A 12,703-nucleotide genomic window follows, 5' to 3' on the forward strand; every position below is an offset into this window, starting at 1 on the left:
CCTGCGCGTGACACGGCCAGCATGGCCTATCGCGGTGGTGCGTCCACCCAGAGTATGCCGCACCAATAATAGCCATGCGAGAGTTGCCATTTGAAATTTTGCGCGCGATAAGATTAGCCTGCGGTGGAGTGCTTAAATCAGGCGCAGTGGCGCCACGCGATGGGACCGAGTCGAATGTCTGACACCAAAATACGCAACATGGAAGAATTCGCCGCGTTGATCGGTATTTCAAGGCCAACTGTTTCAAAATACTTTCAGGATGCCGAAAGTGTCCGCCCTTCGACCCGGCAGCGCATTGAAACGGCGCTTGCGCAGTATGACTACCGGCCCAATATCTTTGCGGTGAACCAGAACCGCAAACTGACCAAGATTGTTGGTATTGTTGTGCCCTATCTGGCTGATCCGTTTTTTGCAGAAATCGCGCGGCAACTGGAACGGCGCTGCATAACTGCGGGGTATCGCCCTGCACTTTACAGCGCGCATGGCCAGCCAGAGCTGGAGGTGGATGTTCTTGACGGGTTGAGGCTGTTGAAACCGGCAGGCGTGTTGCTGGCACCGCTTGGCAGAATTTCAAACCGTGCGGCGATAAAGCAGTTTTGCACCGAAGTGCCCACAGTCTTGTTTGACAGCAATATGGACGGGATCGGCGAAGCCTTTGTCGGTTCGGACAATTTCAGCTTTGTGTCTCAGACAGTGGACTACCTGACACGGACGGGCCAGCCACCCTGTTTTTTCGAAATGCAGACCCCTGCAAACCCCAACGCGAACAAGCGCCGGACTGCCTATTACAAGATGATGGATCAACTGGGGTTCGAGCCGCAGGTTTTCAGTGTCGAAGGCGCTGGATGGGCGTTCGAGGAGATTGGGCGCGTGGGGGCGTTGCGCATTCTCGATGAAGGCGGGTTTTCGACCAATACTGTCTTGTGCAGCAATGACAGGCTTGGCATCGGCCTGCTGTCAGCCTGCTATGAGCGCGGGTTGAAAGTTGGTCGAGAGGAGGGGTGTGATCTGCGGGTGGCCTCGCATGATGATCATCCGTTTTCGCGGTTCACATGCCCGTCGCTGACGACAGCGGCCCATGATTACGACGCTGTGGCGAATCATGCCTTTTCAACCCTGACCGACCTGATCGAGGCAGGCGGCAAGTTTGACGAGAGAACCGAAACGCTGTTTCCTGCCAAACTGGTCCTGCGCAGTTCTGCATGAGCAATAGTTTGCGCGCGTGAATATTTTTGTTGACGCGCGGCAAGTTTATAACTTACGCTGGCATCTCATCCATATCAGGGAGGAGATGAGATGAGTTTGAGAAAATCACTCTATGCGGCAACAGCAATGGGGTTGATCTCGGCTGTTGGTGCATCCGCAGACACCCTTACAATCGCAACCGTGAATAACGGCGACATGATCCGCATGCAGTCGCTAAGCAGCGAGTTTACCGAAGCGACCGGGATCGCGCTGGAATGGGTCATTCTGGAAGAAAACATCCTGCGCCAGCGTGTGACGCAGGATATCGCAACCAGCGGCGGGCAGTTCGATGTCATGACAATCGGCATGTATGAAACGCCGATCTGGGCCGCGCGCGACTGGCTGGTTTCGCTGGACGGGTTGCCCGATGACTATGACATCGACGACATCCTGCCTGCCATGCGCGCGGGGCTGTCCCATGAAGGGTCGCTTTATGCAGCGCCGTTTTATGGCGAAAGCTCGATGGTCATGTATCGCACCGATCTGATGGAAGCGGCAGGGCTTGAAATGCCCGAAGCGCCAACTTGGGACGATATTGCCGAAGCCGCCGCAGCCATGACCGACCGTGACAACAACATCAACGGTATCTGCATTCGCGGCCGGGCGGGGTGGGGCGAGAATATGGCCTTTATCACCACAGTCGCCAATTCCTTTGGCGCGCGCTGGTTCGATGAAGACTGGAACGCCCAGCTTGACAGCCCTGAATGGCTGGAAGCGGTGACCTTCTACAACGACCTGTTGCAGAATTACGGGCCTGCGGGGGCCGCCAACAACGGCTTTAACGAAAACCTGACGCTGTTCCAGCAGGGCCGTTGCGGTATGTGGATTGATGCAACCGTCGCTGCAAGCTTTGTGACCAATCCCAACGACTCGACCGTGGCAGACCATGTGGGCTTTGCTCTGGCCCCCAACAAGGACGGAATGGACAAGCGCGCCAACTGGCTATGGGCATGGGCGCTGGCAATTCCTGCGGGCACCCAGCAAGAAGCCGCCGCGATGGAGTTCATCAACTGGGCCACATCGAAAGAGTATCTGGAATTGGTGGCAGAGCGTGAAGGTTGGGCAAATGTGCCTCCGGGCAGCCGCACCTCGCTCTATGAAAACCCGGACTATGCCGAAGTGCCTTTCGCCGCGATGACGCTGCAATCCATCAACGCAGCCGATCCGAACAACCCCACAGTTGACCCTGTCCCTTATGTGGGCATCCAATATGTGGCAATTCCTGAATGGGCCGGTATCGGCACCTCGGCGGGGCAGGAGTTTTCGGCCATGGTTGCCGGTCAGCTGACGCCGGAACAGGCGCTTCAACGCGCGCAAGCGCTGGTGACCGACGAAATGGAAGCGGCGGGCTACTAAGCCACAGGTCGCAGAACAGGGCGGGCCATGCCTGCCCTGTTTTTTCAACATTTTCGCAATCCCTGTGACTCTCGCCTTGATGAAAGGACAGTGCCATGGCCACGAAGGCTTCGCGCAGTGCTGCCCGATTGATGCTGGCACCCGCAGTCATCCTGCTTCTGGGCTGGATGCTTGTGCCGCTGACAATGACGCTGATCTTTTCCTTCCAGCGCTATCTGCCCATGCGCGGCGGGTTTCTGGACTGGGTCGGGTTTGAAAACTACGTCCGCTTTGTCACATCCAGCGCCTTCTGGCCCGCAGTTCAGGCGACCTTGATCATCGTGGGCGGCGTGCTTCTCATTACAGTGATACTGGGCATCTTGCTGGCGGTTTTGCTGGACCAGCCGATGTGGGGGCAGGGCATTGTCCGCATTCTTGTGATCGCGCCGTTTTTCGTCATGCCCACTGTGTCGGGGCTGGTCTGGAAAAACATGTTCATGGACCCCAATAACGGGCTTTTGTCGCATCTGTGGCGGTTTTTCGGGGCAGACCCTATTATCTGGCTGTCAGATGCCTCGATGGCGTCGATCATCCTGATCGTGTCATGGCAATGGCTGCCTTTCGCCACGCTGATCCTGCTGACCGCGATTCAATCGCTGGACAGCGAGCAGATTGAAGCGGCGGAAATGGACGGGGCATCTGCCTTGTCGCGTTTCTGGCATATCGTGCTGCCGCATCTGGCGCGGGCAATCACCATTGTGATCCTGATCCAGACAATTTTCCTGCTGGCCATCTTCGCCGAGATTTTTGTGACCACACAAGGGTCGTTCGGCACGCGCACCCTGACATATCTGATCTACCAGCGTGTGCTGGAAAGCCAGAATGTTGGGCTAGGCTCTGCGGGCGGGATTTATGCGGTCATTCTGGCCAATATCTTTGCGCTGTTCCTGATGCGCATCGTTGGCAAGAATCTGGATCGTTGAGGAGGTTATCATGGCCCGTTCTGTCACAACGCAACGCAAGACACTCAACACAGTCATCGCATGGGGGATTGGCCTGCTGATCTTCTTTCCGATCCTGTGGACGATCCTGACCAGCTTCAAAACCGAAGCGCAGGCCATCGCAGACCCGCCCGTGTGGTTCTTCTTTGACTGGACGCTGGAGAATTACCGCGTGGTGCAGGAACGCTCGAACTATAGCCGGTTCCTGTGGAACTCGGTCATCATTGCAGGCGGGTCTACCCTGCTTGGTATGATGGTTGCCATTCCCGCCGCGTGGTCGATGGCCTTCGTGCCCTCGACCCAGACCAAGAACATTCTGCTATGGATGCTGTCCACCAAGATGCTGCCTGCGGTGGGGGTGCTGTATCCGATCTATCTGATCTTCATCCAGCTTGGCCTGCTGGACTCGCGCATCGGGCTGACACTTGTTCTGATGCTGATCAACCTGCCGATCATGGTCTGGATGCTGTACACCTATTTCAAGGAAATCCCCGGCGAAATTCTTGAAGCGGCGCGGATGGATGGCGCGGGCCTGCGGCAGGAAATCCTGTATGTGCTGACACCGATGGCCATTCCGGGCATTGCCTCGACCATGCTTCTCAACATCATCCTTGCATGGAACGAGGCGTTCTGGACCTTGAACCTGACCGCGGCGCGCGCAGCCCCGTTGACGGCCTTCATCGCCAGCTATTCCAGCCCGGAGGGGCTGTTCTACGCCAAATTGTCCGCGGCCTCGACCATGGCGATTGCACCCATTCTGATCATCGGCTGGTTCAGCCAGAAGCAACTTGTGCGCGGCCTGACCTTTGGCGCGGTAAAGTAAGGGAAATTCACTATGGGACGCATTGTTCTGGACAAGGTCACCAAGAGTTTCGGCGATGTGACCGTCATCCCGCCCTTGGACCTGACGATTGAGGATGGCGAATTCACTGTATTTGTCGGCCCTTCTGGCTGTGGTAAATCCACGCTTTTGCGCCTGATCGCAGGGTTGGAAGATGTGTCATCGGGGGCCATTCTGATTGACGGTCAAGACGCCACATCGATCCCGCCTGCCAAGCGGGGCCTTGCGATGGTGTTTCAGTCCTATGCGCTTTATCCGCATATGACTGTACGCAAGAATATCGCCTTTCCGCTGCGCATGGCGGGCATGGACAAGGCCGAACAGAACCGCCGGGTCGAGCAGGCGGCAGATGTGCTGAACCTGACCGCCTATCTGGACCGCCGCCCCGGCCAGCTATCGGGTGGCCAGCGCCAGCGTGTCGCGATTGGCCGCGCGATCGTGCGCGAGCCCTCGGCGTTTCTGTTCGACGAACCGCTCTCAAATCTCGATGCGGCGCTGCGCGTGGGCATGCGGCTGGAAATCAGCGAAATGCACAACCGCCTGCAAACCACGATGATCTATGTGACCCATGATCAGGTAGAAGCCATGACCATGGCCGACAAGATTGTGGTGCTGCATGCAGGCCATATCGAACAGGTCGGCAGCCCGCTGGATTTGTACCGCGCCCCCAAGAATTTGTTTGTGGCCGGTTTCATCGGATCGCCAAAGATGAACCTGATCGAGGGCGATGAGGCGCGCAAACACGACGCCCATACCATCGGCATCCGCCCCGAACACCTGAGCGTGTCCTCCAGTGAAGGCACATGGTCGGGGGTGGTTGGCGTGGCTGAACATCTGGGGTCCGACACGTTCTTTCATGTCCATGACACAGGTCTGGCCGAGACGATCACGGTGCGCGTGGATGGTGAAATCAGCTTCAAACATGGCGACAGAATATATCTGACCCCGCGCAACGACGTTATGCACAGGTTTGACAAGGCAGGAGACAGACTGCCATGAGCCGCCTTGAAGGAAAGACGGCCCTGATCACAGGGGCCGCGCGTGGCATCGGGCTGGCCTTTGCCGAAGCCTATCTGGCCGAAGGCGCGCAGGTGGCATTGGCTGATATTGACCTTGCCAGTGCGCGCGCGCAGGCGGATCGGCTGGGCAAGGGCGCATTGGCCATAGAGATGGATGTCACGCAGCAGACCAGTATTGACGCCGCGATCGATGCGACTGTGGCGCATTTCGGCCAGATCGACATTCTGATCAACAACGCCGCAATCTTCACTGCCGCCCCCATCGTCGAGATCACGCGCGAAGATTACAATCGCTGCTTCGAGATCAATGTCGCGGGCAGCCTGTTCACCCTGCAAGCGGTGGCACGGCACATGATCGCGCGTGGGCAGGGCGGCAAGATCATCAATATGGCTTCGCAAGCCGGTCGGCGCGGCGAGGGGTTGGTGGGCGTCTATTGCGCAACCAAGGCCGCAATCATCAGCCTGACACAATCGGCGGGTCTGGACCTGATCAAGCATGGTATCAATGTCAACGCGATTGCGCCGGGGGTTGTTGATGGCGCGCATTGGGACGGGGTGGATGCGTTCTTTGCAAAATACGAGGGCAAGGCACCCGGCCAGAAAAAGCGCGAAGTGGGCGCTGCCGTGCCCTATGGCCGCATGGGGCAGGCCGGAGACCTGACCGGCATGGCAATTTTCCTTGCCACGAGAGAGGCAGATTACATTGTCGCGCAAACCTACAACGTGGATGGTGGTCAATGGATGAGTTGATCCCCCTCTCGCAGGCCACGCTGCACCAGCTGCCAGAGACTGTGCGCCGTCCCGCCTATGACCGCGCAAGCCTGTCGCCGGGCATTGTCCATATCGGGCTGGGCAATTTCCACAGGGCGCATCAGGCATGGTATCTTCACCGGCTGATGAATGAAGGGCTGGCGCAGGATTGGGCGATTATTGGGGCCGGTATACGGCCCAATGACGCCGCGATGCGCGCCAAATTGTTGGGCCAGGATTGCCTGACCACATTGATCGAACTGGGACCGGACCGGATATCGGCCGAGATTGTCGGCGCGATGATCGATTTTGTCGCCGTTGAAGCAGGCAATGCAGCCCTGATTGCCTGCATGGCGCAGCCCGCCATTCGTATTGTGTCGCTGACAGTCACCGAAGGCGGGTATTTCATCGATTCCGCCACCAAAGCTTTTGACAGGTGCCACCCCGATATCGTGCATGATGCCGCACATCCTGACACGCCGCGCACGGCCTTCGGGGCCATTGTTGCGGCCCTGCGGCTACGGCGCGCGCGGGGCCTGCGCCCGTTCACCTGCATGTCCTGCGATAATCTGCAATCCAACGGTGCCATTTTGCGACAGGCCGTGGTGACGCTGGCGCGGCTCAGCGATCCTGAACTGGCCGACTGGATCGCGGCAGAGTGCAGCTTTCCCAATGCCATGGTTGATTGCATCGTCCCTGCCACCGGCCCTGATGAGATTGCCCTTGCGCAGGGGTTCGGCATCCGCGACGCGGCACCCGTCACGCATGAAGCGTTCCGCCAATGGGTGATCGAGGATAAATTCTGCGCAGGGCGGCCCGATTGGGCGCGCGTGGGGGTGCAGTTTACGCAAGATGTTCACGGCTATGAGGCGCAGAAACTGCGCATTCTGAATGCAGGCCATCAGGTGATCGGCAATGTGGCCGAGATTATGGGCATCGGCACTGTTGCCCAAGCCATGTCCCACCCCCAGATCAACGCACTGTTCCGCAAAGTCCAGAGGACAGAGATTGTTCCGCAAGTCGTGCCGGTGCCCGGTATGACGCCCGCGCAATATGTCGATCTGATTGCGCAGCGTTTTGCCAACCCCGCGATTCATGACACCATCCGCCGTGTGGCCTTTGACGGGTCGTCGCGGCATCCGGGCTTTGTCTTGCCCAGCCTGCGCGACGCATTGGCAAGCGGCACGCCCATCGAGGGGCTTGCCCTGGCGCAGGCGTTCTGGGCGCGCATGTGTGCGGGCACCCGCGAGGATGGCAGCACAATCGCGCCCAATGACCCACAATGGAGCATGCTGACACAGGTTGCACACCAAGCGCGCTCGCGCCCCGCTGCATGGCTGGAACAGACCCAGATATACGGTGATCTGGGCGCGCAAAGCGTGTTCCGCGACAGTTTCACGCGCTGGTTGCAGCTGATCTGGGCGCAAGGCAGTGGCGCGGCACTGCGTGCCTATACAGGCATCTGACAGCACCGCTGCCGCAGGGCAGGCGGCGGCGCCACGCGCCCTTTGCCTGACCTTGACACCCGCCAGCACAAGCCAGAATCTTGCCATGCTTGAAGGGGCATTTCATGAGCATTCGTCATTCTGCATCACCTAGCGACCCAGAGGCACAGTTGCTGGACCACTTGCGCCGCCTTCAAGGCGGGGGGCGCAAGCTGGTGGCTGTCGCAGGGCCGCCCGCCAGCGGGAAATCCACATTCGCGGCACTTCTGTGCGACACTCTGACACGAGAGGGGATGCAGGCGCAAACTGTGCCAATGGATGGGTTTCACCTTGACAATCGCCTGCTTGACGCGCGCGGCCTGCGTGCGCGCAAAGGGGCACCTGAAACCTTTGACATGCAGGGCTTCGTCGCGCTGGTACAGCGGTTGAAACAAGGCGGTGACGTGGTCTATCCGGTATTTGACCGCAAGGGCGATCTGGCGGTCGCCGGGGCAGGCATCGTGACAAGCGGTTGCGAGTTTGCCATCGTTGAAGGCAATTATCTGTTATTCGACGAACCCCACTGGGCGGCGCTTGCGCCACTTTGGGATTTCTCGATCTGGATCGAAACGCCCCTTCCGGTTATTCAGGAGCGATGCATCGCAAGATGGCGCAAATATGGTTACACGCCCGAGACTGCGCGCAGCCGCGCAGAAGGGAATGACCTTGTGAATGCGCGCCGCATCATTGGTGCGCAACTGCGCGCGGATATGACGCTTGCACATGACTTTGCTTTTGGACGCAGTGCGTAAGGTGTAAGCGGGCTGGTGTTCTGCACCTCATGCAAGTTCCCCACGGGTGCAAGCAGGGCTTCTCAGACATACCCTGCGCGCAATCAAGGGCCGCACCCACTGCACGGCGATTTGGCTTGGCTATGCGCAAAGCCTTGATCTTTCGCGTAGTTGGCCAGCATAAAGCACTCTAGCCCAAAGCGCGCATCGCCGCATCGCGGCCTTGCGCTTTGCGGCTTTGTGCCAAAAAGTCAGCGTCTGCAAAATCCCGTCTTGCCGACCTTCGTCATCGATTGGCCGCCCCAATCTTTAGATGCGGAACACGACAGACTGTCGGCGGAATGTAACTGGGTACAGAAGTTTATGCGCGACCGATAGTGTCGTGCCACGCATCCCCAAGGAGCAACAGTGCCGCGGCATCAGACCGTGCGCAACTGGTCCGCACCCACTGCAACGCGCGTCTGCATACCCATCAATTCCAACAAAACATAGACGCGGCGATCGGGCGCGATGCCCTCGACCCTCGCCACGAAATCCGCAAATGGCCCCTTGGTCAGCATGACGTCATCGCCGGGCTGTAATAGTTCGGGCGGCAGAAGCTTGCCGTCTTCGTCACAGCGCAGCATCAACTGGGCGACCAGATCGCGCGGTACAGGTGTCGGCTCTTTGCCAAGGCTGACCAGCCGCGTGACCCCAGAGGTAGAGTTGACGACACGCCAGCCCCCGCGCTGAATGTCCAGCGCAACAAACATATATCCCGGAAAAAGCGGGCGTATCTGGGTTATGAATTTGCCTCGGGCGCGTTTGTCTTCTTCCTGCAATGGCAGGAAAGTCCGAAACCCCTGCCGGTTCAGATTGCGCTGGGCAATATGATGGCTGTTCGGTTTGAACTGGGCCAGAAACCAGGTGGTGACGGGGTCATGGTCGTGCATCGTGCCTCAACTTTCTGCAATCTTATCATGCGCTCAAATTCGAGCGACGACAAGATGCAAGCTTGGTGTGGCACAGTCATGGGGCGATGTCGCCGCGTCTGAAGTGTTCACAGATTGAACAGGTGAAAAGTCGCGCACACCCTAAATTTTCAAAGCTGTTTGAGAGAATGGACGATTTCTGCCTTGCTGGACAATTGCGAAGACTGTACCGCTCAAATCAGAGCGATCATGTCGAGCGTTTTGGAAAAAATGAAACTTGCGACCCCAAGGTGCCCCCTCGGCAGTCCTTGTGCGGTAGCCTGCGAGAACGCAGTCCAGCCATGACCACACAGCGCGACAAGCTGCGCGAGGATGTGAAGTTCCGCGTCCTGCGCCTGCTTCAGGACAACCCTGAAATGAGCCAGCGCGCGCTGGCACAGGCCGTTGGAATCAGCACCGGGGGCATTCACTATGTGCTGAATGCGCTTGTCGAGAAGGGGATGCTGAAGCTTGGCAACTTCACTGCCGCCGAGGATAAGCGGCGATATGCCTATGTGCTTACCCCGAAAGGTATTGCAGCGAAAGCCGATCTGACGCGGCGCTTCATGATCCGCAAGCTGGCAGAGTATGACGCGCTGAAGGCCGAGATCGAAGAGGTCCGGGCCGATTTGTCCGAGCAGGACCTGGCCGATATCCGCGCCACGTTGAAAGCAGGAAACTAACTCAACATGTGCCGTGACAAGACAGCCCATCTGCAGGGTCATCTGTCTTGTCGTCCATCTGGAACCGCGCGTGTTGGCCGATGATGTATTGCGTAACGATTTGCCGATGTAACGCCCTCTGCGCAGGCAGATACTGAAATCCCGGCGCTACGATTGTGGTGTGACGATGGGATTTGTGAAGAAGTCGTAAACTTCGCCTTGGAGTCTTCGGAGCGTTTCGGGGCAAGAGTGGTTTGTAAGGCAGCCGTGCGTGATGCGCATGCGGTAAAATGAACGCAAAGGTTACTGAATAATGAAAATTGCAATGATCGGGACCGGCTATGTGGGTCTTGTCTCCGGAGTGTGTTTCTCGGATTTCGGGCACAATGTGATTTGCGTTGACAAGATGCCCGAGAAGATCGCCATGCTAGAGCGTGGCGAGGTGCCCATTTACGAGCCGGGCCTTGATGTCGTCCTTGCACGCAATGTTGCTGCGGGGCGGCTGACCTTCAGCACAGATATTGCAGCGGCGGTGGATGGGGCGGATGCCGTGTTCATTGCGGTTGGCACACCCACGCGGCGTGGTGACGGGCATGCCGACCTGACTTATGTCATGGCGGCCGCCGAAGACATCGCCCGTGCGCTGACGCGCTATGCGGTCGTGGTCACCAAGTCGACAGTGCCGGTTGGTACCAACCGCAAAGTCGCCGAGGTGCTTCGCAAGACCCGGCCAGAGGCAGAATTCGACGTGGCCTCGAACCCCGAATTCCTGCGCGAAGGGGCCGCGATTGACGATTTCATGAAGCCTGACCGTGTGGTGGTCGGTGTTGAAAGCGACCGCGCGAAAGAGGTGATGGGCGACATCTACCGCCCGCTTTTCCTGCGCGATTTTCCGATCGTCTTTACGGATCTCGAATCCGCCGAGATGATCAAATACGCGGCCAATGCGTTTCTGGCGACCAAGATCACCTTCATCAACGAGATTGCCGCACTCTGCGAACGGGTGGGGGCGGATGTGAAATCCGTGGCCAAAGGCATGGGGCTGGACGGGCGCATCGGCAACAAGTTCCTGCATGCCGGGCCGGGTTATGGCGGGTCGTGCTTTCCCAAAGACACCACTGCGCTGGCGCGGATCGGGCAAGAACATGGCGTGCCCCAGCGGATCGTCGAGACGGTGATCACCGTCAATGATCTTACCAAGCGGCGCATGCTCGACAAGGTGATGGACCTGTGTGGCGGGTCGGTCAATGGCAAGACCGTGACGGTCTTGGGCGTGACCTTCAAGCCAGAAACCGACGACATGCGCGACGCCCCTTCGCTGGCCGTGGTGCCCGCGCTGGTCGGCGGCGGGGCAAAAGTTCGCGTGGTCGATCCGCATGGCCGCAAGGAAGGCGAGGCGCTGCTGCCCGGCGTGGACTGGCAAACCGACCCCTATGTCGCCGCCGAAGGCGCGGAGTGCCTGCTGATCCTGACGGAATGGAACCAGTTTCGCGCGCTGGACCTGAATCGGTTGGCCAAGGCGATGACCACGCCTGTCATGGCAGACCTGCGCAACATCTACAGTTGCGACGACGTGCTTGCAGCCGGATTCACCGGCTATGATGGTGTCGGGCGCAGGCAAAGCGGGCCTTGGCAGGACCAAGTGAAAGCTGCCGTAAAATGAGGCGCGCTTTCATCACGGGGACGGCCGGGTTCATCGGCTTTCATCTGGCTGAATTGCTGTTGCAAGAAGGCTGGGAGGTGGCAGGCTTTGATGGCATGACCGATTATTACGACGTCGCGCTGAAGGAAAAGCGCCACATGCTGTTGCGCCAGCACGAAAAATTCAGCGCGACAGAGGCGATGCTGGAAGATGACGCTGCGCTTTCGCATGCAGTAGCGCAGGCGCGCCCCGATGTGATCATCCATCTCGCAGCCCAAGCTGGGGTGCGCTATTCCATCGAGAACCCCCGCGCTTATGTCGACACCAATCTTATTGGCACCTTCAACCTGATGGAGGCAGCCCGCGCGGTGCGGCCCGCGCATCTGCTCATGGCCTCGACCAGTTCGGTCTATGGGGCCAATACCGAAATGCCCTATGCCGAAGCCCATAAGGCAGATTTACAGATGTCGTTCTATGCGGCGACGAAAAAGGCGAATGAGGCGATGGCCCATGCATGGGCGCATATTCACGGCATGCCGATCACCGTGTTCCGGTTCTTTACGGTCTACGGCCCTTGGGGGCGTCCTGACATGGCGTTGTTCAAATTCACCAAGGCAATACTCGCGGGCGAACCGATCGACGTCTATAACCACGGCCAGTTATGGCGGGATTTCACCTATGTGGAAGATCTTGTGCGCGGGATACGGCTGCTGATCGATGCTGTACCGGGGCAGGGCGTGCCGGTCGAAGGCGACAGCCTGTCACCTGTTGCACCGTACCGCGTTGTCAATATCGGCAATTCAACCAAGGTCTGGTTGGAGGATTTCATCGACGCCATCGAGGCCGCAACAGGGCGAGCGGCCATCCGCAACTATATGGACATGCAATCGGGCGATGTGCCCGCGACATGGGCCAATGGGGACTTGCTGAAACGTCTGACCGGATACACACCGCAGACTGGCATTCACGCAGGTGTCGCAGCCTTTATCGACTGGTTCCACAGTGAATATTCAGCGCAAACCGGACACCGGACGGAGTGAGCG

The 12,703-nt window shown here is 58.5% G+C and carries 12 protein-coding genes; 11 read left to right on the forward strand and 1 reads right to left on the reverse strand.

What is annotated here, in order from left to right:
- The first annotated feature begins 174 nt into the window (after positions 1-174).
- The 8 genes from BG455_RS11015 (at position 175) to BG455_RS11050 (ending at position 8,427) form a co-directional block, all read left to right on the forward strand.
- Positions 175-1,206: a LacI family DNA-binding transcriptional regulator gene (locus BG455_RS11015; RefSeq protein WP_071470056.1), complete on the forward strand. Its 1,032-nt coding sequence runs from the start codon at positions 175-177 to the stop codon at positions 1,204-1,206.
- Between the two features lie 90 nt (positions 1,207-1,296).
- Positions 1,297-2,601 (forward strand): ABC transporter substrate-binding protein, encoded by a 1,305-nt coding sequence (locus BG455_RS11020; protein WP_071470057.1) that lies wholly within the window; start codon positions 1,297-1,299, stop codon positions 2,599-2,601.
- 95 nt (positions 2,602-2,696) lie between these two features.
- Positions 2,697-3,563 (forward strand): carbohydrate ABC transporter permease, encoded by an 867-nt coding sequence (locus tag BG455_RS11025; protein WP_071470058.1) that lies wholly within the window; start codon positions 2,697-2,699, stop codon positions 3,561-3,563.
- Positions 3,564-3,573: 10 nt separating this feature from the next.
- A complete protein-coding gene (locus BG455_RS11030; RefSeq protein WP_071470059.1) occupies positions 3,574-4,404 on the forward strand; it encodes a carbohydrate ABC transporter permease in 831 nt (276 codons plus the stop codon).
- A 12-nt stretch (positions 4,405-4,416) separates the two neighbouring features.
- The gene (locus BG455_RS11035; protein WP_071470060.1) at positions 4,417-5,421 is read left to right on the forward strand and encodes an ABC transporter ATP-binding protein; all 1,005 of its coding nucleotides are present in this window, start codon (positions 4,417-4,419) and stop codon (positions 5,419-5,421) included.
- Complete coding sequence (locus BG455_RS11040) at positions 5,418-6,191, forward strand: L-iditol 2-dehydrogenase (protein WP_071470061.1); 774 nt, start codon at positions 5,418-5,420, stop codon at positions 6,189-6,191. The genes BG455_RS11035 and BG455_RS11040 overlap by 4 nt, the downstream gene beginning before the upstream one ends.
- Entirely contained in the window at positions 6,179-7,657 is a 1,479-nt protein-coding gene (locus BG455_RS11045) for a mannitol dehydrogenase family protein (RefSeq protein ID WP_071470062.1), read from the forward strand. The genes BG455_RS11040 and BG455_RS11045 overlap by 13 nt, the downstream gene beginning before the upstream one ends.
- A 104-nt stretch (positions 7,658-7,761) precedes the next feature.
- Positions 7,762-8,427 carry a nucleoside/nucleotide kinase family protein gene (locus BG455_RS11050; RefSeq protein ID WP_071470063.1) on the forward strand — a complete coding sequence of 222 codons (666 nt, stop codon included), beginning with the start codon at positions 7,762-7,764 and terminating at the stop codon, positions 8,425-8,427.
- 398 nt (positions 8,428-8,825) lie between these two features.
- On the opposite strand, the gene nusG is transcribed toward BG455_RS11050, so the two are convergent.
- Positions 8,826-9,338, reverse strand: a complete 513-nt coding sequence (gene nusG, locus BG455_RS11055; protein WP_071470064.1) for a transcription termination/antitermination protein NusG — start codon at positions 9,336-9,338, stop codon at positions 8,826-8,828.
- A 320-nt stretch (positions 9,339-9,658) separates the two neighbouring features.
- Here nusG and BG455_RS11060 point away from each other — a divergent pair, with 320 nt between their 5' ends.
- The 3 genes from BG455_RS11060 to BG455_RS11070 all read left to right on the forward strand — a co-directional run bounded on the left by BG455_RS11060 (position 9,659) and on the right by BG455_RS11070 (position 12,700).
- On the forward strand, positions 9,659-10,039 hold the full coding sequence (locus BG455_RS11060; RefSeq protein WP_071470065.1) for a MarR family EPS-associated transcriptional regulator: 381 nt from the start codon (positions 9,659-9,661) through the stop codon (positions 10,037-10,039).
- A 292-nt stretch (positions 10,040-10,331) separates the two neighbouring features.
- Positions 10,332-11,681, forward strand: coding sequence for a UDP-glucose dehydrogenase family protein (locus BG455_RS11065; protein WP_071470066.1), 1,350 nt, complete (start codon positions 10,332-10,334; stop codon positions 11,679-11,681).
- Entirely contained in the window at positions 11,678-12,700 is a 1,023-nt protein-coding gene (locus tag BG455_RS11070) for an SDR family NAD(P)-dependent oxidoreductase (protein ID WP_071470067.1), read from the forward strand. Before BG455_RS11065 ends, BG455_RS11070 begins: the two co-directional genes overlap by 4 nt.
- Positions 12,701-12,703: the final 3 nt, after the last annotated feature.

The sequence above is a fragment of the Roseinatronobacter thiooxidans genome, from assembly GCF_001870675.1.
Classification (GTDB): domain Bacteria; phylum Pseudomonadota; class Alphaproteobacteria; order Rhodobacterales; family Rhodobacteraceae; genus Roseinatronobacter; species Roseinatronobacter thiooxidans.

Bases quoted from the DNA above. Each gene is read 5' to 3' on its own strand.
- BG455_RS11015 (WP_071470056.1), top strand. From the start codon at position 175: ATGTCTGACACCAAAATACGCAACATGGAAGAATTCGCCGCGTTGATC.
- BG455_RS11020 (WP_071470057.1), top strand. From the start codon at position 1,297: ATGAGTTTGAGAAAATCACTCTATGCGGCAACAGCAATGGGGTTGATC.
- BG455_RS11025 (WP_071470058.1), top strand. From the start codon at position 2,697: ATGGCCACGAAGGCTTCGCGCAGTGCTGCCCGATTGATGCTGGCACCC.
- BG455_RS11030 (WP_071470059.1), top strand. From the start codon at position 3,574: ATGGCCCGTTCTGTCACAACGCAACGCAAGACACTCAACACAGTCATC.
- BG455_RS11035 (WP_071470060.1), top strand. From the start codon at position 4,417: ATGGGACGCATTGTTCTGGACAAGGTCACCAAGAGTTTCGGCGATGTG.
- BG455_RS11040 (WP_071470061.1), top strand. From the start codon at position 5,418: ATGAGCCGCCTTGAAGGAAAGACGGCCCTGATCACAGGGGCCGCGCGT.
- BG455_RS11045 (WP_071470062.1), top strand. From the start codon at position 6,179: ATGGATGAGTTGATCCCCCTCTCGCAGGCCACGCTGCACCAGCTGCCA.
- BG455_RS11050 (WP_071470063.1), top strand. From the start codon at position 7,762: ATGAGCATTCGTCATTCTGCATCACCTAGCGACCCAGAGGCACAGTTG.
- nusG (WP_071470064.1), bottom strand. From the start codon at position 9,338: ATGCACGACCATGACCCCGTCACCACCTGGTTTCTGGCCCAGTTCAAA.
- BG455_RS11060 (WP_071470065.1), top strand. From the start codon at position 9,659: ATGACCACACAGCGCGACAAGCTGCGCGAGGATGTGAAGTTCCGCGTC.
- BG455_RS11065 (WP_071470066.1), top strand. From the start codon at position 10,332: ATGAAAATTGCAATGATCGGGACCGGCTATGTGGGTCTTGTCTCCGGA.
- BG455_RS11070 (WP_071470067.1), top strand. From the start codon at position 11,678: ATGAGGCGCGCTTTCATCACGGGGACGGCCGGGTTCATCGGCTTTCAT.